This window comes from Flavobacteriaceae bacterium HL-DH10 (genome assembly GCA_031826515.1).
Lineage (GTDB): Bacteria > Bacteroidota > Bacteroidia > Flavobacteriales > Flavobacteriaceae > Thalassobellus > Thalassobellus suaedae.
Genome location: CP134536.1, coordinates 3,257,596 through 3,284,187, shown reverse-complemented (window position 1 = coordinate 3,284,187; position 26,592 = coordinate 3,257,596). Strand labels below are relative to the sequence as shown.

Below are 26,592 nucleotides of genomic sequence, written 5' to 3'. Positions count from 1 at the left end.
AATTCGATTTTTTAAGAGTGTTTAATTTGAAGTTTAAAATAATTCTTTGCAATCCACTCTTTTTATTGCAAAATCCAAAATAACAGAACAAAAAAAGGACCTTTAAAAACTTAAAGATCCTGGGTTAATAATTAGCTTTTAAATATTGAAAACATAGTCATAAGAATACAAATTTTTTAGAGCTTCTTCTTCCAAAAGCGTTTCATATTTTAAATGATGTTCTTTGGCGTATCGTTTCAAATCATTTCCAAATTTCTGTTCAACATCTTTTTTGGAAATCGAAACCAAACGTTCTTGGGTTTCGTTATCGAGGTTTGTATAATTGAGATATACCATGACCAAAAAAATCAGTATTCACTGGGAAGCATCAGTGTATTATCAACAAAAAACAATCGCAATTCATCCAAAGGAAAATCAGTTACATTGTACCTATGCGTTTCAAAAATGTTATCATTTCCATCGCTATAATTAATGATAGCTTCACATTGTTTTTCTGCTCTTTCTTTTTCGGAAAGCCGTTTAAAATCGATGGTTACAAAATAGCTTTTAGTCATTAAACTTTTTGCTATTACTGATGCATCGGTCACTAACCAAAAGCACTCAGCTGTATCTGCCAAATATTTTATCCCATCTGTAAATTTAGTTCCTATTAAAGGAATTTTATAAAAGGTTTCTGAACCTATAAATTGTTGCAGATCCTCTTTTATTTTGTTAACTTGTGTCTTCATTCTGATTCTATTTTTAGAAGTTAATAATGAAAAAGAGGGCGCAACTTTCCACGGGAACGCCCTCTTTTAATTTTAGTTATTTACTAGTGTTTCCATCACCTTTAATTCCCATAAGAAGAATTTCATTGGCTACCACTTCGGTAACATATCTTTTCTCTCCCTCTTTGGTTTCATAAGAGCGTGATGTCAATTTGCCCTCTAAGGCAACTTCTTTTCCTTTGCCTACATATTTTTCTACGATTTCGGCAATTTTTCCCCATGCTACGACATTGTGCCATTGGGTGTTTTGTTCTTTCTCGCCATTTGAATTTTTGTAAAACTCATTGGTAGCGATTGAAAATTTAGCGACTTTCTTTCCGCTGTCTAGGTTCGTGATTTCTGGCTCGTTCCCTACGTTACCAATTAACTGTACTTTGTTTTTTAGAGTACTCATAATTAAAAAATTTAAAGATTAATATTGACCTTTCTGAACCCTTCAGAAAGACTTTGTTATTGATTTACTTATTATATCCAGAGCGTTTTCCTTCTTTTGTTTTTTTAACTTTTGTTCCGCTTCCTTTTTATTGATTTTGTAAGATTTCATAAGATTTATTTTAGATTTACTTCCCATAGAGCCGACGCTGTTACCTTTTTTTGTTGCTTGGCCCTTTCAATATTCAGGTTTGTGTAGACATATAAAAAGTGCGAAGCATGAGCCTGGTTATGCTGTCGTTCAAAGCTGAATGTTGTTATTTTGCTGTCAAAAAAAGGTTTAGCGGTGTTGGCTCAGGATATAAGTCTAAATTCTTTGTGAAATACAAAAACATAGGAAGTGGAACGAAATGCAAATACATTTATATTCCTATAAAGCGGACTTAATTCACGCTTTTTTCTTGGAATAGAGTGTTCCTTTCAAGCCCCGAAGTTTCGGGATGGAAAGGGTTAACGGAATGAAAAGTAAAAAGTGGGGATTGTGTCCAAGATTTATTAATGAAGCGCTTTTCCCGGAATGGCGCTTTTCGCAAAATGTAGGGAAATGTGCTGAGTGGATTTATCGTCTTAGCGCAAAATGAGATTTAAACTGTTTTAATGTCCCGTCTTTGGGTTCAAAAAATGTTATCGTAAACCAATAATCGTCAGTAGGTAATGGTTTTCCATTATAGGTTCCATCCCACCCTAATCCAGAGGGACTTAATTGTTTAATAAGCTTACCATATCTATTATACACTCTGATTTCAGCCTGCAATTGGTTAGAAATTCCAACAATATTCCAAGTATCATGTTCTCCATCTCCATTAGGTGTAAAATAAAGGGGGTAGTCCATAACAACTATATTCTTGCTAGATGTGCCACACCCGTTAATATCTCTTGCTTTTACAGTATGTTCTCCGAAAGACACGTTATTAAATGTTCCTTCTAACTGCCAAGGACCGCCATCTAAATTAAACTCGTAGTCTTGAAACCCCTCTCCAAATGCCGTTGCAGAAATAACATTTTGTTCTATAAACGCATGAGAAGTGACTGAAGCAGAAACCGTTGGCGGAGAACTAATATTAACCACAGTACTTGACATATAGGAGCAATTAGTTGTTAAATTCAGGACTTCAATAGTGTATACTCCTTCTTGCGAAACTATCAGTGTGCTTTTACTTTCATTTTGCAAAACAACATTATTAAAGTACCATGTAAATTGATATTCTGTATTACTTAATCCTGTATCAATAATTGGAGGAGTACTTATTTCTTCTGTACCGTTTAAGTTTACACAAAAAATATAATTGTCTTCTAATATAATCTCTGGGATTGGATTCAATTTTATATTAAATGAACCTACTTCAAAGCAAACTATATCATTTGATGTTATATTATCAATTCTTACATAAATGATTTCTGAAATCTGAGTATTTATATATAAAATCGGCAATTGATTTTTAGCACTATTTGCTTCTGTTAAACTAGAATAATATGATACTGAATAATCTAATGGGCTTAAGCCATTTAGCACTTTTGAATCCATAAATCCTAAATCAAATACTTCTAAACCGTCATTTTCAATATCACATAGTGAATAGTCCAAAATAGTAGTAGGTACTTTAGGTGTTTCTAAAAAAAACACATTAAACTGCAGTTTTTCAATTAAAACATTATTGACATCAAAAACTTCTACTCGATATTCATTTGAGGTATTCACTTCATAGGTTTCTGTATTAGCGCCATTAATTATTTCAAAACCACTTTGTACATTTTCGTTTTTTTCATACCAAATATAACTCTCTGCGTTTTGCGTTATAGCATTTAGTGTTAAAACATCTCCACTACAAGCTTTCTCTTCAACAATATTATAATCTTCTAGAAAAATACAATTTGTCGTTGCAGAACCTGCTGTTTGGGTTACCGTTATAAAACCAGGGGCTAATGAAAAATTAGTTATTAAAAGGAGATAATACTCACCTGCACTTGTGCTTGGAATATTAACATACTCAACAAAATCTGGTAGATAATTACAATCTACAATATTCTCAAACGTTAAATCTACAACACATGGTTTTTCAGGGTCATTAAATGGACCATAAATAACAAAATCCACATCTAAATCTGGAGTTCCACCAATGGTCGTACTTTGTTCAATTTTGAGTTGAATATCACCATCTTGGGAGATTTGCATATAAAACCAAGAAGGGTTTAATTGAGCCAGAACACAACCATAGTCTGGGCCACTTTCAGCGATGCTATAACCAGAGCTGTTAGAATAATAAAATTGACTGGCACCACAAAGAGGTTCAGCATTTATGCAAAATTTTCCGCTCCCGCTTTGACCATTAGCATATAAATTGAAAAAACAGTAAACTAATAAGGTCAGAATTATGTGGTTCCAAATATCCATTAGTCAGAACTTGTATATTAAAAAGCAAATATATTCTTCATGCATTTTCAAAATTATATATTAATAGCTTACACGTATAAATAAATGACTTTAATCCAAACCTATGATTAATCTTCAAAAGGAATCAAAGTATAGGTGTATATATAAACACCTGGTTTTACCCTAAACTGTTCATGCGGTTCTGCCCTAAACGACCAAGTATTATCACCGCCAACGCCCATTTGAATATGATCGATATTTACTGTTAAAATATCTCGATTAATCAATTCATTAGTATGTTTCGCCGTTTCAATATTATTGAAACTAAATGGCAACACACTAAAATTTAAAGGAGTTGCACCTGTTACTAAAAGTCCCTTTCCTGAATTATTCTGAACCTTAAACCAACGGGTATCCATATGGTTGCCGTATTCTTCTGGAACTACATAACCGTAACTCATGGTGTTTGCATCACCTTTATAAATATTTACAAAAGCACCGGTTTGCCTGTCCTGGTAATTGGCTTGCGGCCCTTTTCCAAAATATGTGATATTTTTATAGGTATTCGCTATATCAAACTGCATGCCTATCCTAGGAATATTGGGTGCATTTTGATTAATCCGACTCGTATAATCAACCTGAACTTCTCCATTTCCAAAAATGTTATACACTAAGTAAATTGCTGTTTTTGGGTTTTCAATAACACCTTCAATCTTCACGATAGCTTTTCCCACTTCAGCAGAAATAACTTCTACTTTTTCAACTATAAAACTGTCCCCAGCTTTCATCCAATCGCGTTCGTTGGTTTGTTTTTTTGCTTTTCTATAAGCTGCATCATTTTCAGTTTCCGGTCTCCAAAAATTAAGTTTTAAGGGGCTTTTGAAAAACTCGGTACCTTTGAATTTATAAGAAGAAATAAGTCCTGAGTTTTTATCCACTTCAACGTGCATTGATTTGTTGTTCACTATAATGTTATCTGAAGTTTCATCAACAACTACAGAAGGTTGTTTTTCTATTTTTTCTTTTGATTTTTTAACTTCAAAAGGCAATTGGAACTGTTCTTCAAAAACCACATAACCTTTATTTGCCCATAAGGTATTATTTTTAAGTTTTCCTTTAATATTAATAAAAAACACGTCATCAGAAGCTGCTTTTTGGGTTTTAAAGGGAATTCTGATTTTATCAATTTGATTGGGTTTTGTTGTTAAAGATGTTAAAGTTCCAGATTGAACCTCTGTCCCATTTTTTGACAGTTCCCAAACCAAATCATACTTTGACAAATCAATGGCATGATGGCGGTTCAAAATTTCAAATTCGCCGTTTAACCCATTGACTTCTGAAATAACAACTGGTTGATTGACTTTTTTACATTCGTAAATTTCCGGTTTCGGAGTTCTGTCGGCTGCAATAATGCCGTTGAGACAAAAACTGCCCGAATTTGGCATATCCCCAAAATCGCCACCATAGGCTAAGAATTCGGTGCCATTTTCATCTTTTTTCAAAATACCTTGGTCAATCCAATCCCAAATATAACCACCCAAAGCTCGGTCGTTTTTATAAACAACATCCCAATAGGTTTGCATATTTCCCAAGGAATTCCCCATGGCATGGGCATATTCACACATCAATACGGGCCGCTTATCAAAACTGGTATCATCAATTAAATCTTGTAGTTCTTGTGGTTGTGGATACATTCTGCTTAACATATCCACCCATTTTGAATCGGTTGGGTTTCCTTTGCCAAGGTCAAAATAATTCTTTTTATAACGTGCATCAGTAGCATCGCCCTGTGCGCCTTCATAATGGATATAGCGAGTTGGGTCCATTTCTTTAATCCAACCTGCCATAGTAGCGTGGTTGGGCCCCATACCAGATTCGTTACCCAAAGACCATATCACGATACTGGGATGGTTTTTATCTCGTTCCACCATGCGCACGACTCGTTCCAAAAAAGCATTGGACCATTCTGGCACGTTAGATAGTTTACCGCGAGTACCGTGGGTTTCTAAATTCGCTTCGTCCATAACGTAAATTCCGTATGTATCACACAAATCATAGAAATAAGGATCGTTAGGATAATGTGACGTTCGCACAGCATTAAAGTTGAATTGTTTTAAGAGTTTTACGTCGGCTTCCATATCTGCCCTAGAAACAGATTTTCCGTTTTTCATGTGGTGATCATGACGATTAACACCTATCATTTTCACGGGATTACCATTAACTAGAAACCTTCCTCGTTCATCAATTTTTAATGTTCTAAAACCAACTTTAGTACTTGTGTATTGAATGGCGTTTCCTTTATCATCTTTAAGTGTAAATAATAAGGTATATAAATAAGGACTATCTGCCGACCATTTTTTAGGTGCTTTGACTTTGGTTTCAATCAATGCAAAAGGCACATTATCGCGCTGTGGGTAAATTTCTCCAAAATATTTTTTAAGTTTTGTATTTGTAACATCACCAACAGGATTGCCGTTAGTATCTATTAATTGCGTGCTTAATGTCCATTCATCCACTTTTGTGTTTAACGGTGCATCTCCAAAATGTCCAACTTTTTCAACATATTTATCAGCAATGTTCGCAATAAACTCTGGACGTATTTGTAAAAGCGCATTTTCATAATTTTCATCTAATTCAGTTCGAATTGTAAAATCCGACAAACGCACTTTAGGAAGGGCCTGCAAATAGACTTCACGCTCAATGCCACTCATGCGCCAATGGTCTTGGGCTTCTAAATAACTACCGTCACTCCATCTGTACACCTTTACGGCTATTTTATTAATACCATCCTTAATATGTTTTGTAATATCAAATTCTGATGGTAATCTAGTGTCTTCACTATAACCCACAAACTCACCATTCACCCATACATAAAACGCTGAAGACACGCCACCAAAATGAAGAATAACATCTTTATCTTTCCACGATTTATCTGCTTCAAAAGACTTTATATAGTGACCAACTGGATTATCATTATAGTTTATAAATGGAAAATCGCTAAAAAAAGGATACGTTGAATTCGTATAAATAGGTTTACCATAACCTCTCATCTCCCAATTTGAAGGCACATCTATAACATCCCATTTTGAAGCATCAAAATTGACTTTTTGGAAATCTTTAAAAGCTTCATCAGGTTTTGCTACCCAATTAAATTGCCAATCGCCGTTTAGTGATTTGAACAATGATGACTTTTCTCGAATGTTTTCCTTAGCTTGACCCAACTCACTATATGAATAAAAAGTAGTATGTGCTGGTAGTCTGTTTATGTGATTTACATACGGGTTTTCCCAATCATTTTGTTGTGCTATCAAGATAATTGGTGTTAAAAAAAACACTATGAAACTATATTTTTTCATTTTATAAAGTTAAAATTAAACTAAAAGCAAAAGTTAAAATTTATTAATAACTCTTAAACTACAATTGAATATATAACCACCACATATGTCTTAAATTAAAATGCTATAATAAAAAAGAAATCGAATAAATTCTTATTTACTATTTAATTAAATAAGTAAAAATCATGATTTTTACAAATCACTGTGTAAAACAATTTTTAACATTATTTTAATACAAAATACATATGTTGTCTCAAAAAAATCATTTGTCATCCTTCTCTGAGTTGATTTTAAACAATTTTGTAACTCATAACTTAAACTAAATAAAAATATGAAATTCCAATTGTTTAAAAATTTTAAAACGAAAGCTTTTGTGTTTACGCTCATTAGTCTTTTCTGTTTTAGTGTTTCTTATGGGCAATCTAAGAAAGTTACCGGCTCTGTAACTTCGGCAGGCGAGCCTTTACTTGGTGTAAATATTAAAGTAAAAAACACGAACCAAGGGGCCGTTACTGATTTTGATGGTAACTTTGAAATTAATGCTTCAGCTAAAGATGTATTAGTTTTTAGTTATTTAGGCTATCAAAACAAAGAAGTCACCGTAGGTGACAACAAAGTATTAAAAATTGTCTTACAAGAAGATGCTTCTAAACTAGATGAAGTAGTTGTTATTGGCTACGGAAGTGTAAAAAGAAAAGACTTAACTGGATCCGTAGTGTCTTTAAAGGCTGAAGATTTAGACAAAGTAAAGAGTGTTTCTTTTGAAGGTGCGCTAGCTTCGAAGGCGTCGGGTGTTCAAGTTGTAAGTTCAGAAGGTGGACCCGGAGCAGGATTTAAAATAAGAGTGCGTGGTGGATCATCTATTAATGCTAGTAATGACCCTTTATATGTTATTGATGGTTTTGCTATTGATGGAACCGCTCAAGGTACTGGCTTAGGGCTTGGAAACAGTTCTACGAGTCCATTAGCTTCAATGGACCCAAGTACCATAGAATCCATTGAAGTATTAAAGGATGCTTCGGCAACGGCCATTTATGGTTCTAGAGGTGCGAACGGTGTTATCATTATTACCACCAAACAGGGTAAAAAAGGAAGAGCAGATTTCAACTTTGAAACTTATACCAGCTTTGGGAATATTTCAAATAAAATAGATTTACTATCTGCACAAGAATTCGTGGATTGGAGATATGAATATACACCTTGGGATCCTAACGATCCGGGAGATCAATTTGTTGGTGCTTTTAGAGATCAATTTGGTAATGATTTGAATTTATTGGATCCTAGGGTCATCCTTACAGATTGGCAAGACGAAATAACTAGAACGGCCGTTACAAAAAATTATAAAGTATCTTCTACAGGTGGCTCTGATAATAGTTCATATTCGGCTTCTTTCTCATATATCAATCAAGAAGGAATTATTAAAACATCAAGTTTTGAAAGATATAATGGAAACCTTAGACTTGACCAAAATATTGGAGAAAGAATTAAAGTGGGTGTAAATGCTAACATGGGTTTTAACAACACAGGCGGTGTAGTATCCGCAGCTTCTGAAAATGCAAATGGACGTTCTGGTATTATTACCAATGCTGTATTATTTAGCCCAGTACAAGGATTAACTAGATATGGTGATGCTGAATACGATGATGACGGCCGTTTAATATCTTTAAGAAGTGGTGATATATCCAATCCAAATGTTATTTTAGAAAGCGATATAAACTCAGGTACGCAACATAACATATATGGTAACGTATATGTACAGTATAAAATTGCTAATGGTCTAACTTTCAAATCATCACTCAGGCTTAATACTTTTGGTGGTAAAAATAAAAGGTATTTTTCAGAAAAATATGGGTGGGGTAGATCTGCGAATGGTAGAGCTTTTGTAGGAACTTTTCAAGGACAAGGCATAACATCTGAGCAAAACTTAAATTTCAATAAATCTTTTGGAGATCACTCTTTAAATGTTACTGCTGTTTATGAACAACAAGCCACATCATTTGAAAATGTAACGTCGGCATCTACAGGTTTTGATTTGCCCAATATCAATTTAGATAATTTAGGAAGTGCTACGGTAACTTTACCAACACAATCTACGTTTTCAGATAATTCACTTAAATCTTATTTAGGAAGAATACAGTACGATTACGATAATAGATTTACCTTAAACGTAAGTGCTCGTTATGATGGTTCATCTAGGTTTGCCGAAGGAAACAAATGGGGATTCTTCCCATCTGCTGGATTTGCCTGGAAAGTGAACAACGAAAAGTTTCTAGAAAATGTCGACTGGCTAAATAGCTTAAAACTAAAAGTAAGTTATGGTGAAACTGGTAATACCTCTATTGGCTCTTACCGTTCTTTAGCATCGGCAGGCTTAGCGAGTACTATTTTTAATGGTAATAATTTAGTTACTGGTGTAGCGGTAGAAAGATTAGCAAATGAAGATTTAACATGGGAAACTACATCGCAAGCCGATGCCGGTATATCAATAGCGCTTTTTAACAGCCGTTTAAGTATTGAAGCCGATTATTATGAAAAAGAAACAACTGACTTACTATTAGAAAGACCCTTACCGTCTACATCTGGTTTTAAAACAGCTTTCCAAAATATAGGCGCTTTAGAAAATAAAGGATTTGAATTTGCTTTGCATACCATTAATGTACAAACAGATAACTTTACTTGGTCTTCAGACTTTAATATTAGTTTTAACAAAAACAAAGTATTAAATCTAGGAGATGCTAACGAGTTTTTCATAAGAGCTATTGGAGATAACCAAATTCAGGATGATTATGTAGTTAGAGTTGGTGAATCTTTAGGTTCGATATATGGATTACAAGTTGATGGTGTTTATAATTATAGTGATTTCGCTGCCTTTGATGGACTTACAGATGCTCAAGCTGCTGAAAAAATTTATGCTGACGCTGCTGCTCAAGGTGTTCCTTACTATGATGTGGTTTACACATTGAAAGACGGTGTAGTAATATCATCTGGACAGCCCAATATTAATAATTACAGACCTGGGATGCCGAAATTTGCAGACCAAAACAATGATGGTATTGTGAATTCTGATGACAGAACTATAATTGGTAGAACCGTTCCAGATCATTTTGGTGGATTTACTAATAATTTTTCTTATAAAAATTTCGACCTATCTGTACTTACCTCATGGTCTTATGGCAATGACGTTTATAACAAAAATATAAAGCAGGCAACTTCTCAAGCTATACCTTACTTTAATAAATATGGAAGTGTTAGAGATCGCTGGACACCAGAAAACCCTAACACCGATGTTCCAGTAATTTGGGGTAATGGTGATGCAGGGATTTCAGGTAATGCTTATTCAAATTACGTAGAAGATGGATCTTTCATTAGACTTGCCAATGTTACTTTTGGTTACAGTTTGGATAAAGAAGTCGCTAATAAGTTAGGATTAAAAAGCTTTAGAGTTTATGGCTCCGTAGATAATTTATACGTTTGGACAAACTACTCAGGGTACGATCCTGATGTGAGTGTTGGTAATAATCAATTAACGCCAGGATTAGATATCGATTCTTATCCAAGAGCAAGAACGTTTAGAATTGGTTTAAACGTTGGTTTTTAACCATGTGTATGTTAACATTAATTATTAAAATGAAAAAAATGAAAACGAAAAAAATAAGCAGTTTGTTGTTGTTATCAATTATGATGGCATCAATAACTTCATGCAATGACGAGTTTTTAACCGAAAATCCATCGACATTTGTAACACCAAATGCACTGTTGGTAGACAAAAAGGGTGCAGAGACCTATTTGATAGGGGCTTATGATGCTGTACAAAAAATAGTGAGCTCTGGTGGCAACGGTGTTGATGGATGGGCAATCCATTGGGGAACAATAGGTACCGACGAAGTAGTTGTTCCGCCATGGGGTGGCGATCGTAAATTAATCTATTTACAACAATTAACACCAACAAACAGCACAGTTAGAAGTATTTGGGAAGACTTGTATGTGGCATTGAATAAAGTAAATAGTGTTGTAGATCGGATTGGTGCTATGACTGCCGATCAAATTGACATAGAAGATAGAGACAATTTTGTAGCACAAGCCAAATTTTTAAGATCAACCATAAATTTTGCCTTGGTTTCCACTTGGGAAAATGTACCACTTATCAAAAATGAAGTAACCAGTTTAGATAATTTAGAAGTACCACAAGCTGCTCCAGAAGATGTTTATGCTTTTATTATTGAGGATTTAAAAGCAGCTGCAGCTATCTTGCCAGCAGAACAAGGTGGTGGTAGAGTAACCAAAGGAGCCGCTCAAGCTTTGTTAGGAAAAGTATATTTACAAATGACGGGGTTTCCTTTAAACCAAACCGATAAATTTGCTTTGGCCAGTGCCATACTTAAAGACGTTATGGACAGCGGTGTGTATAATTTATTAGCTAGTTACCCTGATGTTTTCTCATTAGATAATGAACAAAGTGTAGAAATGGTTTATTCTATAGGAATGGATGGACCTGGTAAAAATGAAGGTGGACTCTTAAGTACATTTTACGGACCAAACGGAAATGTAAACAATGGCGGTGGCTGGGGAACATGTTTCATCAACCAAAACTTTGAAGCCAGTTATGATAGGGATGATATTCGTTTGTTGAACAATGTTGCAAAGCATAATGCTAATGACTGGTCCCCGGAAGACGGTATGAATAACCCAGATGCATGGACGGTTAATAAAAACAACTGGAGAGGTTGGAAATGGCACGCATCACAAGATGGCGCATACCCTAATGACACCCCTTTTGACAATCCGTACATTCGTTATGCAGATGTACTATTAATGTATGCAGAAGCTTTAAACGGTCAAGGTCTGTTGACACAAGAAGTTATAGACATGACTGTAAATAAGTTAAGAGCAAGGGCAAGAATGAACCCTGCCGCTGTGCCAGACATGGTATTAGGTACTAAGGAAGAAAATGCAACCGCATTGTTAGATGAAAGACGTAAAGAATTATGTCTAGAAGGTTGGAGGCGTAATGATTTAATTCGTTTTGGAAAATACAAACAAGCTATCTCTGGAATTACACAAGGAGGCCCTAATGCTGGAGATCCGGGTACAGAATATCAAGATTTTGAAATTAGATGGCCCATTCCAAATTCCGAAATTCAAATTAATCCGAGTTTAGATCAAAACCCAGATTATTAATTTAAAACTATTAATATTATGAAAAAAAATAAAAATATAGCTTATAGTTTCATATCAATGCTTTTAGTATTGCTAGTAACTACCACAGCTTGTGTAGAAGACTCTAATTTATTAGATGGTATTAGAGCCGGGAGCTTTAAAGCGACTGCAAACAAGCTATTAATTACAGAAGGTGAATCGATTACCTATACAGATTCTTCTCAGACAGTAAGTTCAAGAGTTTGGACCTTTGAAGGTGGTAATACCGCAACATCAACGGATGAAGTTGTTAACGTTTCTTATCCAAGTCCATCCCCTTCAATTGGAACTGGACAAGCTAGAGAAAACCAAGGGTTCAGTACAACTCTAGAAGTTACACACGAAGATGGTTCAGTTGAAAGCAATTTATTCAAAGTAAAAGTATTTCAAAAAGTAGTTCCTGATTTTGAAGCTGAAAAAACATCTGACTTATTCGGAAGCACCATTCAGTTTTTTGATAGAACACTTGACGGACAATCTACATTTGAAGAAGGTAGATTATTGGACACCATTTTATGGGAATTTGAAGGTGGCAACCCAGCAACTAGTACCGAGAGGAATCCTTTTGTTACTTATGCTACTCCTGGGGTATATTCTGTAAAATTAACAGTTAGTCGTGGAATCCCTGCGAGTATGGGAACTACAACAAAAGTAGATTACATGAACATATTGTTAGTTCCTCTTTGTGATGAAACTGTAAACCTAATAGATTGTGGTAATAATGATGGAGAGATTGCTGGTTTATCCAATTGGGTTGCTAGAGGAAATAGCGGTGAAGATAGAAACGCTAATTTATCCGTTTCAACAGAACGTTTTTCAGAAGGTACTGCAAGTTTAAAATATTTGTATGAAGAACCAGGTGCAGGTGCATTTACAAACAATACCTTAAGAATGGAAAATTATCCGTTTACCGTAACCACAGCAGGCTCATACACAGTTTCAATGGATACTTTTGGAGATCTGATATCGACAACACATCCCGATTATGTATTTGAAATATCAACACCTTTAGCTGGCACAACAGCTGATGGCCCTACCAAACAGTTTTTCCGAACTCCTGGAGGCGCTTGGTTTGCTGCTTCAAGCACAAAAACCTTACAACCAGGTGATTATTATGTTCAAATTAAAATGTGGAATACACCATTTCACACCGACCTAAATATGAATCTTTTTATTGATAACATTCAGGTAATTAGAAATTAAATAATTTAAATAGTAGTTTGTTTTAGTTTTAAAAAGCCTTTTTGTAAAAAACAATTGGGCTTTTTTCAATTTAATAATTTCAGTACCTTTCCTTATGAGTATTTCAAAAAAAATTATAGTTATCATTTTACTGGTTTATAGTTGCAAGCAAGACAAACTGGAAACAGAAATCGAATCCAATTCAACTAGCAGTGCTGTTGAAAATAATACGCTATTTATTTTAATAGATTCAAATCAAAGTAACGTCACTTTCAACAATCATATTGAAGAAAATTTTGATAATTTCTTTGCTGTTTTTAATTATGTTTATAATGGTGCAGGGGTTGCCATTGGAGATATAAATAACGATGGATTATCTGATATTTACTTTACAGGAAACGAAGTTCCAAATAAACTCTATTTAAACAAAGGCAATTTTAAATTTGAAGACATTACTAATTCTGCTGGTGTTTCTGGAGGAAATGGCTGGCATAATGGGGTGGTTATGGCAGATGTTAATGCCGATGGTTTTTTAGATATTTATATATGCCGCGGTGGCAAACAAGCTACAGATACTGACCGCTCTAACCTACTCTATATAAACCAAGGTGATGCAACCTTTATAGAACAAGCTAGTGCCTATGGTTTAGACGATACTGGTTATTCGATTATGGCTTCTTTTTTTGATGCAGATAATGATAACGACTTAGATATGTTCTTGACCAATAGACCCAACACCTTTTTTATGGGTTATAAACAGGTTTTAATAGGAAAAGAAAAACAAGATGGCCGTTTTAGAGACAAACTTTACATAAATAACGATGGTAATTTTAAAGAAGTAGGGATTCAATCGGGTATAAAAAATAATTTCGGATACGGTTTGGGGTTAGCGACCACAGATATGAATAATGATGGTAAAACGGACATATATGTGTCTAACGATTATTTAGAACGCGATTATCTGTACATCAACCAAGGAAAAAATAGTTTTAAAGATGAATTGACAACGCGGCTTAACCACATTCCATTTTATGCCATGGGCGTTGATGTTGTCGATTTTAACAATGATGGTTTTGAAGATATTATGCAATTGGAAATGATGCCAGAAGATTATGAACGTTCCAAAACCACTATGGCATCAATGAACACCAAGCTGTTTAACGACATGACCACAAATGGTTTTCATTATCAATATATGCACAACATGCTGCAATTAAACAGAGGAAAAGGCATTTTTAGCGATATTGGGCAATATTCGGGATTATCGAAGACCGATCGATTGGAGCTGGTCATGTTTAGGTAGTGATTTTGATAACGATGGCTTTCGAGACATCTATATTACCAACGGTTTTAAAAGAGATATATGGGATAAAGACGCTAATGTTAAGTTTCGAGAATATATGAAAAGCCCGCAAGCTAGAAATAGCACAAACGAACAGAATGCCCAACACATCATCAATTTATTTAATGAAAATAAAATACCAAACTATATATTTAAAAATAATAGTGATCTAACCTTTACCAATAAAATTGAGGAATGGGGTGTTAACCATAACAGCTTCTCAAGTGGTGCGGCAGTTGCCGATTTAGATAACGATGGCGATTTGGATATCGTAGTAAACAACATGAATGCAAAAGCTTTTATTTATCAAAATACTTCGGAAAATCTTCAAAATAATTATTTAAAAATCAAGCTTATTGGTCCTGAAAAAAATACGACAGGTTTGGGTGCAAAATTGAGCATCTATTATAACGACAAATTGCAATACCACGAATTTAAAACCGTAAGAGGTTATTTATCTTCTGTAGAGCCTTTAGTTCACTTTGGTTTAGGAAAAACAGAAACTATAGATTCTATTAAAGTAGATTGGAATAACGGAAAAAAAAGCATTTCAAAAAACATAAAAGCAAATCAGCTTATAACTATCAATTATAAAGCGGCTATAAATGTTAATTACATTAATGATATTACAAAAACATTGTTAAAAGACATTACTTCCAAAGTATTAAAAGCCCCATTTATTCATAAAGAAAATAGTTATGACGATTTTAAAGATCAAATTTTATTACCTCATAAACTATCGCAAAACGGCCCATGTATTACCGTAGGTGATATAAACAACGATGGTTTGGATGATTTTTTTGTAGGTGGTGCTAGTCAGCAAGCAAGTGTCATTTATCTTCAAACTAAATCAGGCACTTTTATAGAAAAAAAACAGAGTATCTTTTTAAAAGATGCTCCTCATGAAGATGTTGGTGCAACATTTATTGATATTGATAACGATTTGGATCTAGATCTATACGTAGTAAGCGGTGGTAATGAATTTGATGCCTACTCCCCTATTTTACAAGATAGATTATATATGAATGATGGTAAGGGCAATTTTTCCAAATCCAATGACTTACCAGAATTAATCGAAAGCGGTTCTTGTGTTATCCCCTTAGATTTTGATGATGATGGTGATTTAGATTTATTTGTTGGCGGTAGACTCATTCCAAAAACCTACCCATTTGCACCCAAAAGTTTTTTATTAGAAAACAATAAAGGCATATTTACAGACGTAACGGAAATTCTTGCACCAAAACTATCAAGAATAGGCATGGTAACCTCCGCAGTTTGGAGCGATATAGATGGTGATAAACAAAATGAACTTATTGTTGTTGGAGAATGGATGCCTATTACTGTTTTTAAAAAAGAACAGAATATTTTTAAAAACGTTACCAAAACTTATAATTTAGATAAAACTAGAGGCTGGTGGAATACAATAAAAGCTGCCGATTTGGATGCCGATGGGGATACTGATTATATTATAGGAAATCTAGGTTTGAATTATAAGTTTAGTGCGAGTCCAGAAAAACCATTTATTGTATATGCTAGCGATTTTGACCAAAATGGCACCAACGATGTGTTTTTAGCCAAACATTATAAAGACCGAGTGGTTCCTATAAGAGGAAAAGAGTGCTCGTCGCAACAAATTCCAAATATTTCAAAAAAATTTAAAACATATAATGAATTTGCCAAAGCAGACATTACACAAATTATAGGCAACACTGCCAATGAAGCCCTAAAGTATGAAGCACAAGAATTTGCTAGTATTATTCTAGAAAATGACAATGGCAAATTGAAGCTTAAAAAACTACCCATGGAAGCCCAATTATCTGTTATAAACGGCATTGATATTTTAGACATTAACCATGATGGAATACTTGATATTATATTAGCAGGTAATAAGTTTGAAGTTGAAGTTGAGACTACAAGGGCCGACCAATCTATTGGGGGGGTATTATTGGGAACAAAAAACGGAAACTACCATGTTTTGAGCTATTTAGAAAGTGGTTTTTGTGAACCATCAAACGTTAAATCCATAAATCAAATAAAAACAATCAATAATAGTGTAGGTATTATCTTAGGTGTAAATAACAAATCCCTCAAAATCTATACTGTTGACGATGATTTTAAACACCTAAACAAGTAAAACCATATGTTATACTAAAAAAGTCATGTCACTCAATTAAAAGGAGGTAACCCCTTTAAGTTTACATCATTAACTAAATATATAAATTTTTAATTATGATGAAAAAATTACTATTACTGGTCGCCCTGATCACAACCTCATTTACCTATTCACAAATTGTAACTGTAGATTCTGCTCCAGCTTCGTTAGAACAAGGAGAAGTTTTTACTATGTTCGGTTCTTTTGATGCTATATCTCCGGATAGTGTTGAAAACAACCTTGCTTTTGTATTAAGACTTTACGATACAACAACCAACAACTACGTTAGTCAAATTGCATTCGGAAGTGTGAACAAAAATGGGATTACAGCTGGGTCAAATGTTGAATCGGCTCCTATGACTGTTCCATCTGATTTAACACCAACGGCAGATTTACCTGCTGACAGAGAATATCGTTTAGTGGTTTCATACAAAAGAACTATCGCTGGAGATTTTCCAAATGCTACGCAAGTTGTAACAATTACTGAAGCAGTAGTACCGACAATATCTTATAGCTCATTACCAACTGAGATTACTTCTGAGGGCGCACCTAATCAACCTGGATATGGTTATGGTGTTTTACCATACGAAGTAACTTGGTCTAACCTGACTGTGACTACACCTGCATCGAAAATTTTTAATCAATTAAAAGATGCTGGAGGCGCACAAGTTGCTGGAACATCATTTGATGTAACTACACCTAATGGTTCTATGACATTATCTTGGGGGTATTTTGGAGGCGGACTCCTTGTGGCTGGAACTCAAGCGGGAGTATTTTCTCAATACTCTGGTGGCGGAGCTAATAATATTACTGCAAAAATAAATGTTGTAGCAACTTTAGGAACAAAAGATTTTGAAATTAATAAAGTTTCGGTTTATCCAAACCCTACCAAGGATTTAATTACTATTTCGACACAATCTAGTTATAAGTCGATTTCGGTATATGACCTAACTGGAAAAACAGTTAAAACATTTGGAGAAACTAAATTACTTAATGTTTCAGAATTTTCTAATGGGATGTACTTTTTAAAAACCGATACAGGTTTACAAGCTAAATTCATTAAACAATAATTAAATATTTAAGAATCACGTGAAGCTTATCACTTATCACTATATGATTCACACTTTCAAATAAACAAAACACCAGAGAAGATAATTTCTCTGGTGTTTTGTTATAATGTAATTTCTAGTTTGAATTGATAGTAATAAATTTTTATAATGAACAGCCCTTTATTACTTCTTTACAAATTTACCTGTATAAGTACCCTGTTGAGATGTTACTTTTATCAAGTAAATCCCTGCTGATAAATCCTGTACAGGAATGGCTGCACTCGCTGTTATTTCTTTAGATGAAATAGATTTCAAAAGGTTTCCCATTATAGAATAAATTTCTACTGAAGCTTTATCAAGATTTTGATTATCTGAAAATCCAATATTCAAAAAATCACTTGTTGGATTAGGGTATATTTTTAAACCCGTAGCCACGTCAAATTCTGAAACGCTAAGTGGTTCTCCTGTATCTTCAATAGCATTTACGCCAGCAGTCCACATCGTGCCACCTCTTTCATAGGCTCCTATGTCTGGCGCGCTGCCCTTATAAGGTTTAACAAACCCAGAAATAACCATGGCTTGATCTACCACGACACTACCCGACTTTGGCATAAAGTCCAGATTATTGGCATCTTCAAAAGGAGAAACGGCGGTTATCAAGTTATCCTGTATATCAAACTCTGCTGGTCCATTACCTGCAAACCAAGTTCCCGTACTCGCAAAATTATTATATACTTTATTGTTTTGTTGCGCATAGCCATTTACCCATGAATCCATGGCACGTTCGGCATCCCAAATGGTATTATGGAAAAAGTCCAAATCAGTATTATTCCAATTCACCTGATAACCACTCCAAGACACATTCCAAACCACGTTATGATGAACTGTATATCCTTTACTGTTATTATCTAAATAAATACCTGCTGCTTTCCCAGGCCCGCCAACTTCATGGGAATAGCTTGGTGCAGTAGCATCATGAAACCAGTTATGGTGTATTTCTGTATTCTTTAAAGTCGCTCCTCCTACCGTATAAAACACACCTGAATCACTATTTATCAATTCCGAAAAAGACACATCATTATAGGCTACTTCACAATTATCTCCACTCACATACATACCGTCTCTTCCAGCATTAACAATGGTGTTTTTTAATACTTTAACATTATCGGCTAGCGAACGTATTGGTGTGGTATGTATTCCTAAATAATCAATATTGCTTATGTAGTTTTCTTCTATAGTTGAGTTATGTGCGCCAGACCATTTTTCTACAGTTATGCCATTTGCAGAACTATGGTTTATGGTACAGCCTTTAACCCATGTGTTTGCTCCTCTAACTTCTAGTGCAGCATTTCCCATATTTGCAGAAGTGTTGGTTAAATCATCGTGTAATGCCGTGCCATGTGTAATGGCATTGTTCACAAAATTATTATTAGTTCCTTTAATTAGTACGCTTCCTCCAAAAAAATCAATATCTTCTACTTGTATATAGTTCCCGTTTAATTCCGCTGCATATCTTTCGGTTGTAAACTCCACTTCGCCATCTATGGGCATAGTGCCATTAGCAGATTGAAAATAAAGTGTTTGAGTAGCGCTATCATAATACCATTCTCTGGCATAATCTAATGCTTCCAATTTGTTAAATAAATAGAGTTGTCCTCTATTATTGTTTGGATAGTTTCTCCAAACTCCAGGATTATGTGGATTAAAAGGCCAAGTGTTAATATTTACTCCTGTATGGTCTATTCTAGATGTTGTACTACTGGTTATGGTTCTTGTCCAACTTGTTCCAGAATGTGCTCCAAGGTAATAAACCAAGCCGCCAGTCCAATCAATATTAGGAATACCACTGGCAAGAAAATGCGACCCATCTCCGCCAGTTACAGGTATAGAATTAACAGTCCATCGATTATTATCTATGTTATTTGGCCATCTTGCCAAATCCATAAATTCGTCATTATGAAAAACTGCACGATACCTACTCGTAATAGTCATATTTACATTCGCCTTATAAATATTCCCGGCATGTAATTGCCACCCATTTACTTGAGAAGTGGCTCTGATTTCTACATTTTCACCACTAGCCGCTTTAAAGGTTAAATAGTTTCCTGCGCTTCCGCTTTTGTTTACTAGGAGTTTTTCCTCATAAATACCACCTCTTATAATACAAACATCTCCTGCAAACATTACCGAAATAGCTTTATTAAATGTTTTGTATGGGCTCCCAATAGAACCATCATTAGAGTCGTTACCATTGGTTGCCACATATACGTTTTGTGCAAAAAGCATAGCATTTAATGGTAAAATAATAAGGCATAAAAATTGTAGAATTTTATTCATTTTAAATATTTTTTAGATTTAAAATAAAACTAAGGCTTAAACTACCCAATCTATTGTTTATAAGGCTTTATTAAGGCAACTTATGTCTAAATTCAATAAATATGTTGACCTAATACTTTATTTATAATTAAAACCTTTAACCAACAAAACTTTTAAACTTTTACATGTATAAAACCATATGTTATATTAATAAAATCATGTGTTGATATTAAAGATTCAAAACAATAATATTTTTACATCATACATTAATCCAAAAATTTTATATATGATGAAAAAATTACTCACATTAACTTTAGTATTTCTATTTGCAACTTTTGCAATGCATGGACAGATTGATATTTTTGACATGGAAATTACGACTCCTGCAACCAAACCAGACGTTGTACTTGAACCTTCTGGACCTGGCGCAGCAACAAAACCCACTGTAACATCAGTGCCCGACCCAGATGGTACCCGAACAGGAAACAGTGTTGAATATGTTAAGACCACGGGCTGTGGAGGATGGAATGCTTTACAGGCAAAATATGATGGAACTACAGAACTGGGTAGTTATAATTTGGATACAACTAGATTTTTCAAATTTAAAGTCCGTTCTAAAGATAAGACAACCTTTGCTATACAAATTCAAATAGGCAGCCCTGATCCTGGTAATTTTATTATAAATAAAACTGTTACAATACCATTGGATACATGGGTAGAGTATGAAATTAATTTGAGTGGAACTCCTGGAAGTCCTGTAGATTCTGATGTAACAATTAATGCTCCAGCTGCATTTAATACTTTTACTAGATTTCGTTTTGACAGTACAGTTGCCGGAGCTGGAGAAACTTACTACATAGATGATGTTTCTGCTAGTTCTTCTGCAACTTTAGGAGCTAAAGATTTTAAGTTAACTAATGTTTCAGTATATCCTAACCCTACAACAAATAAATTAACAATTTCAACTAAAGAGCAATTCAACTTTGTTAGGATTTATGATATTATTGGTAAAACAGTTAAGACATTTAACAATACTAAAGTATTAAATATATCTGATTTGAATACTGGTCTATATTTCTTAAAAACCGATACAGGTTTACAAGCTAAGTTTGTGAAAAACTAAATAGAGTAACGTATCTTTCTCAATAAAATGCCTGCATTGAAATAATGCAGGCATTTTCCATTTTAAGGCATGTTACTAAATGTACAGTAAATGTTTATTCCGATAAAACCTTAAACACAAAAGCATGCTTGCCAACCTGTTTTTCTGGTAAATAAATATGCAACCCATCTGCTTTTACATCAAATTCTATGTTCCCATCATAACCTAATAACTCAACAGTTTTTATTGTTTTGGCATAGTATTCACTTCCATGTTTTAAATTTGAAATAACAGTCTTATTATTTTTTGGCCAATCTAAAACGGTGGCATATAAAATGTCTCCTTTTGTCGTAAAACGAATATCATCAGATGTGTTATTTGGATTTTGATTTTCACTTAAATGCCCTTCAACGACTTGGGCTTTTCCTTCGCCATAAATTTTAAAGGGTCGTGTGCCATAAATAGCTTCTCCATTTATCTTTAACCACTCGCCCATTTCCAATAAACGTTCTTTAACAGGTTCAGGAATTTCACCATTGGCCTTGGGCGTAATGTTTAACAAAACGGCTCCATTTTTACTTACCACATCCACTAAAAAATCGATGAGCCTATTGGCTGATTTATAATTGGGGTTACTGATATGTGACCAAGATTTCCAATCGATGGAATCATCAGTCAACCACGGAAAATCTTGTTTTTCGCTCATCCTAGACCGCTCTAAATCCAATACGGCACTCCCTTTTGCAAAGTCATAAAATTTATAGGTTGAAACCACCTCTTGTTTATTTTTTTCAGCATGATTGTAATAGTAACTTAAAAAATCTTTTCTGTAAGATTCACCAATTACATCCATTTTATTATCAAACCACACCAAATCGGGGTCATATTTATCAACAATTTCTTTTAATCTAGCTAACCATTCTTTATTAAATTTTTCATCAGCTAAAGGGTAATATTTTTCAATACCTGCATCAATGTCATGAGGATTTGGTGGATATTGAAAATCGCCTTTTTTCATTTTTGGGCCATATAAACCAGCATATTCTGGATTTGATGCATCTGTTGTTTCATCCCAAGTCGGATACCATCCCAATAACCAATGCCTGTGAAACGTAGCGATGAATTTCATATCTCGCTTTCTGATTTCCTCAGCGAGTTCCCCCATGATATCCCGTTTGGGCCCCATGTCTTTGGCGTCCCAAGTTGTTAAATCACTATCCCACATGGCAAAACCATCGGCATGTTCGGACACAGGGCCTGCAAATTTTGCTCCAGCATTTTTAAATAATTCAGCCCATTCAGCAGCATCAAACTTTTCAGCTGTAAACATGGGAATAAAATCTTTGTAACCAAACGTATCTAATGTTCCATAGGTTTTTACATGATGCTCATAAAACTTGGTCGCTTTTCCGTCCTTAGCTTCAGGGTTATCTTTGTTGACGTACATCCAATGGGCATACCATTCGTTTTCATACTCAGGAACGGAATAGGGGCCCCAATGGCAATATATTCCAAATTTAGCATCCAAAAACCACTCGGGTGTTTCGTGCCTTTTTAAGGATTTCCAATCCGAAGTGTAATTAATTACTGTTTCCGATTCTTGAGTTGTCTTATCTCTTTTTTCCTCTTTACAGGAATTCAAAATAAAGCAACAAACAAGTACGATAAGCGCATGTTCTGTTTTCATCTAGATATAGATTTTAAATTATAAAAATAACAATTCATCTGGCTTTAAAGGAACAGATACATCCACTAATTTAGATTTATCTATTTTGCTGCCGTCTTTAATAAATTTAGTTCCCAATACAAAAGCTTTCGGGTTATTAATGGCATCAACTGCCAACAATATATCATCTTTAAAATACCAAATTGATATTTTAGTACTTTCGCTTTCTTCTTTTCTAATTAAAGTTTCGTTATAGCCTTCAGACAAACCGACCATTTGCAATTTAGCATCGTACTGATCAGACCAAAACCAAGGTATGGTATTATAAACGGGATGTTTATCACAAATGGCGGCCGCAGCCACTTTAGCTTGATCTACCGCATTTTGAACAGATTCCAAGCGTACATGGCGGTTGTAATGTGGATTATAATGAAAGGTACAATCTCCAATAGCGAAAATATCCTTGTCGTTGGTGCATGCCGTTTCATCTACCAAAATACCATTTTCAATAACCAGTCCTGCTGAGTTTGCTAATTCTGAATTCACACGAATACCAACACCTATAACAATAATATCTGCTTCAAATTGAGATTCATCAGTACAAATAACCATATTTACACCATTGGTACCATTTATTGCAGTAACATTTTTATCTGTTAGCACTTCTACCCCGTTTTCAGCATGCAAATTCATAAAGAAATCAGACATTTCTGGGGCTGTAACACGAGCCAGAATTCGTGTTTCACGTTCTAAAACGGTTACCGTTCCACCTAACTTTTTTATAGAAGCTGCCGTTTCTAAACCAATATATCCACCTCCTAAAATAACAACACGTTTATTTTTACTGGTATGAAACGCATTACGAATATGTCCAACATCTTCTGCCGTTCTTAAAGGATATAAATGAGTTGCTGTTTCTATTCCTGAAATTGGCGGTATTATTGGACGCGCCCCTGTTGCTAAAACTAACTTATCATAAGCTTGATTAGTACCATCACTTAACATAATCGTTTTATCTGTTCGGTTTATTGACCTTACTAAAACCCCTAAATTCAAGTTAATATTCTCTTTTTGGTAGCTTTCAGCAGATTTCAACACATTCACTTCTTCATTACTTAGGTATGTTTTTGAAAGCGGTGGACGATGATAAGGAATTTCAGGATCTTTATCAAAAAGAAGAATAGAACCTTCCCAACCTTCTTTACGTAATGAAAAAGCGAGATTTACTCCTGCATGACTAGCGCCAATAACGACACAAATTGATTCTTTAGTAAGAATATCTGACATTAAATAATAATTTTTTGAATTAAAAAGGAGGTACATTTTATCATTCTGAGTTAAGAAGCAATCTTTTTATTAACTGACAGATTACTTCTTCATTCTTTCTCGCAATGACAATTTAATTAATCTGATTCTGCAACTTGGAGTACGATACCGTCAAGTGCATCACTGATTTCAATTTGGCAACATAGACGACTCTGCTCATTTGCGTAATCGTTTAGCTCTAACATATCCGTTTCAATCTCGGTAGCTTCTCCAGTTTTTGTTTGATGTTCTGGAGCTACGTGAACGTGGCAAGTAGCACAAGAACATACGCCTCCGCAATCGCCATCAATGCCAGGAACGCTATTATCTACTGCTAGTTGCATTACAGAACCCGATGTTCCTTCTAAAGTAATCGTTTTATTATCTGTTGTTATAAATGTTATTTTTGCCATAATTTTTTTAATTAAAATGTGATTCGTCTATATTTTTGGTGATTATTGTCCATTAAACTTAACAGTAAGTTTATCATAACCCACTTTACGTTTAAATTCATCCAAATCTTCAATATTTTCTTTGTAATCTATAATATCAATAGACGTCACTTTCTCTGCCAAAGTATTCACCAAAATATTCATGATTTGTCTTGCATGCGTTGCCCCCAAACAATTATGATGACTAAAACCAAAGCCAACATGTGGATTGATTTTTCGGTCTAGAATAACTTCATTTGGGTTTTCAAATACTCTAGCATCACGATTTGCCGATGCCCAACATAAAGAAATACGAGAATCTGCTTTTACTGCATGTTCGCATACTTCGGTATCTCCTGTAACTACACGCCCCATATGGGTTAATGGCGAAAAATAACGAATCAATTCTTCAACCGCTTTGCAAGCAATTTCTGGTTCATTTTTTAATTTAAGAAGCGATTTTGGATGTTCAGCAAAATACGCAATAGCGTTAGTTACTGCATTGACAATAGTATCTCTACCTCCTGAAAAGGTTAAAACCACAACGCCTTTTATTTCTTCGCGGGTTAGTTTTTTACCGTCTAGGGTAGCTTTTAAAAGCATGGAATATAAATCATTACCTGGGTTCTCAATGGCTTTACTTATATTTTCATCTATATAATCATAGAGAATATTTGCCTTTTCTCCATCCAATGCATTTCCTTCGCTTCTAAAAACATGTGTTCCCCAAGAGATCCAGGTTTCTGCTTCTTCATAAGGTGTGTTCAATAACAAGGTTAACGCCCGTGACTGCAAACGTAATGAAAAACCCTCTACAACTTCCACGGCATCTTTGGTAAGCACTTCATCAACAATGGCGTTGATTTGCTTGGTTAAAGCAGCCGTATAATCAGCCTCTAAAGGCCTTTTAAACCAAGGTTCCACGATGGCACGGTAGCCTTTGTGTTCTGGTGGATCTACTTCAAAAGGAATTTGGCGGGTATCTCGGATATTGACTTCCGAAGGCACCACAATACGGCCCGGTGTGGCGCCCGATTGAAACGTTTTCCAATTATGCGCACATTTGCGCACATCCTTATGCCCCAAAATCATGGTAACTGGGTCGTTTTGATCGTTCATTTCTCCGTAGCCTTTAGTATTTCTGGCGGTTTCAAACGGATCTGGAAGTGCACTTTTTTTCATCTGTTTTTATTTAGTGTTTAAAATAGCGTTAAAAAACTGAATGGTTTCTTTAATATGGGTTTCCCAATATATCCACTCGTGTTTTCCTGGATTTTCTTTATAGGTGTGTTCAATGTTCAAATCGGTTAACTGTTGGTGCAATTTTCTATTGCCTTCAATAAGAAGGTCATCTTTACCGCAATCGAACCTAAAAGAGGGCAATTTGTTTTTATGTTTCAAAATAGTGGCGTAAACCGATTCGTTTTCTATTTCATTTTGATGATATGCAGACAGGTTTTCATCTGTAAATAATGCCATATCTTCTATAGTTGTGATAGACGACAAACCAGAAACCCCTGAAAATGTATCGTTATATTTGACGCCCAATCGCAGCGCACCAAACCCGCCCATGGACAAACCAGCAATAAACAATTTTGATGTATCACTGGCCTGCGGAATCAATTCCACAACCGCATTGGGTACATCTTCAACAATCCATGTTTCAAAATCTAAATTTTCAAGAGGCAGATAGCCACTACCATCTCCCCAAAGGCCATCGGACGGCATGGCAATGATCATGGGATCTATGTTCCCTGCTTCTATCCAGCTTTTCATTTTTAAATGAATGCCAGTTTTTTCGGACCATATCCAATGACTTCCGTAAACACCGTGTAATAAAATGACGATGGGCAAATTGGACAAACCCTCTCCAGGCGGTACAAACACCGTAATATCGCCCCGGTTTTTCAAGTGTTCACTCTTTACCGTAATGTGCCTCAAATTAT

At 34.8% G+C, this 26,592-nt stretch carries 18 protein-coding genes; 7 read left to right on the top strand and 11 right to left on the bottom strand.

Annotated elements, in window-relative coordinates; all coding sequences use genetic code 11:
- Positions 1-138: 138 nt before the first annotated feature.
- From RHP49_13840 to RHP49_13820, 5 genes are all read right to left on the bottom strand, one after another.
- Entirely contained in the window at positions 139-336 is a 198-nt protein-coding gene (locus RHP49_13840; GenBank protein ID WNH11971.1) for a hypothetical protein, read from the bottom strand.
- An 11-nt stretch (positions 337-347) separates the two neighbouring features.
- The gene (locus RHP49_13835; GenBank protein WNH11970.1) at positions 348-728 is read right to left on the bottom strand and encodes a hypothetical protein; all 381 of its coding nucleotides are present in this window, start codon (positions 726-728) and stop codon (positions 348-350) included.
- Positions 729-804: 76 nt separating this feature from the next.
- Positions 805-1,161, bottom strand: coding sequence for a single-stranded DNA-binding protein (gene ssb / locus RHP49_13830; GenBank protein WNH11969.1), 357 nt, complete (start codon positions 1,159-1,161; stop codon positions 805-807).
- Positions 1,162-1,758: 597 nt separating this feature from the next.
- Positions 1,759-3,591 (bottom strand): T9SS type B sorting domain-containing protein, encoded by a 1,833-nt coding sequence (locus tag RHP49_13825; GenBank protein ID WNH11968.1) that lies wholly within the window; start codon positions 3,589-3,591, stop codon positions 1,759-1,761.
- A gap of 107 nt (positions 3,592-3,698) precedes the next feature.
- The gene (locus tag RHP49_13820; protein ID WNH11967.1) at positions 3,699-6,926 is read right to left on the bottom strand and encodes a glycoside hydrolase family 2 TIM barrel-domain containing protein; all 3,228 of its coding nucleotides are present in this window, start codon (positions 6,924-6,926) and stop codon (positions 3,699-3,701) included.
- A gap of 310 nt (positions 6,927-7,236) precedes the next feature.
- On the opposite strand from RHP49_13820, the gene RHP49_13815 reads away from it, so the two are divergent.
- From RHP49_13815 to RHP49_13790, 6 genes are all read left to right on the top strand, one after another.
- Positions 7,237-10,503, top strand: coding sequence for a TonB-dependent receptor (locus tag RHP49_13815; protein ID WNH11966.1), 3,267 nt, complete (start codon positions 7,237-7,239; stop codon positions 10,501-10,503).
- Between the two features lie 38 nt (positions 10,504-10,541).
- Positions 10,542-12,083 carry a RagB/SusD family nutrient uptake outer membrane protein gene (locus RHP49_13810; GenBank protein WNH11965.1) on the top strand — a complete coding sequence of 514 codons (1,542 nt, stop codon included), beginning with the start codon at positions 10,542-10,544 and terminating at the stop codon, positions 12,081-12,083.
- 18 nt (positions 12,084-12,101) lie between these two features.
- Positions 12,102-13,304 (top strand): PKD domain-containing protein, encoded by a 1,203-nt coding sequence (locus RHP49_13805; protein WNH11964.1) that lies wholly within the window; start codon positions 12,102-12,104, stop codon positions 13,302-13,304.
- Positions 13,305-13,398: 94 nt separating this feature from the next.
- Entirely contained in the window at positions 13,399-14,586 is a 1,188-nt protein-coding gene (locus tag RHP49_13800) for a VCBS repeat-containing protein (GenBank protein ID WNH11963.1), read from the top strand.
- Positions 14,528-16,759, top strand: coding sequence for a VCBS repeat-containing protein (locus RHP49_13795; GenBank protein WNH11962.1), 2,232 nt, complete (start codon positions 14,528-14,530; stop codon positions 16,757-16,759). The genes RHP49_13800 and RHP49_13795 overlap by 59 nt, the downstream gene beginning before the upstream one ends.
- Positions 16,760-16,854: 95 nt before the next feature.
- On the top strand, positions 16,855-17,847 hold the full coding sequence (locus RHP49_13790) for a T9SS type A sorting domain-containing protein (protein ID WNH11961.1): 993 nt from the start codon (positions 16,855-16,857) through the stop codon (positions 17,845-17,847).
- A gap of 162 nt (positions 17,848-18,009) precedes the next feature.
- Here the strand turns inward: RHP49_13790 and RHP49_13785 are convergent, their stop codons facing one another.
- Complete coding sequence (locus tag RHP49_13785; protein ID WNH11960.1) at positions 18,010-20,163, bottom strand: T9SS type A sorting domain-containing protein; 2,154 nt, start codon at positions 20,161-20,163, stop codon at positions 18,010-18,012.
- Between the two features lie 265 nt (positions 20,164-20,428).
- On the opposite strand from RHP49_13785, the gene RHP49_13780 reads away from it, so the two are divergent.
- Positions 20,429-21,265 (top strand): T9SS type A sorting domain-containing protein, encoded by an 837-nt coding sequence (locus RHP49_13780; GenBank protein ID WNH11959.1) that lies wholly within the window; start codon positions 20,429-20,431, stop codon positions 21,263-21,265.
- 94 nt (positions 21,266-21,359) lie between these two features.
- Here the strand turns inward: RHP49_13780 and RHP49_13775 are convergent, their stop codons facing one another.
- The 5 genes from RHP49_13775 to RHP49_13755 form a co-directional block, all read right to left on the bottom strand.
- On the bottom strand, positions 21,360-22,931 hold the full coding sequence (locus RHP49_13775; GenBank protein ID WNH11958.1) for an alpha-L-fucosidase: 1,572 nt from the start codon (positions 22,929-22,931) through the stop codon (positions 21,360-21,362).
- Positions 22,932-22,949: 18 nt separating this feature from the next.
- Positions 22,950-24,197: an FAD-dependent oxidoreductase gene (locus RHP49_13770; GenBank protein WNH11957.1), complete on the bottom strand. Its 1,248-nt coding sequence runs from the start codon at positions 24,195-24,197 to the stop codon at positions 22,950-22,952.
- Between the two features lie 116 nt (positions 24,198-24,313).
- Positions 24,314-24,628, bottom strand: a complete 315-nt coding sequence (locus tag RHP49_13765; GenBank protein WNH11956.1) for a 2Fe-2S iron-sulfur cluster-binding protein — start codon at positions 24,626-24,628, stop codon at positions 24,314-24,316.
- A gap of 42 nt (positions 24,629-24,670) precedes the next feature.
- Positions 24,671-25,828: a cytochrome P450 gene (locus RHP49_13760; protein ID WNH11955.1), complete on the bottom strand. Its 1,158-nt coding sequence runs from the start codon at positions 25,826-25,828 to the stop codon at positions 24,671-24,673.
- Positions 25,829-25,834: 6 nt separating this feature from the next.
- Positions 25,835-26,557 (bottom strand): alpha/beta hydrolase-fold protein, encoded by a 723-nt coding sequence (locus RHP49_13755; protein ID WNH11954.1) that lies wholly within the window; start codon positions 26,555-26,557, stop codon positions 25,835-25,837.
- Between the last annotated feature and the right edge of the window lie 35 nt (positions 26,558-26,592).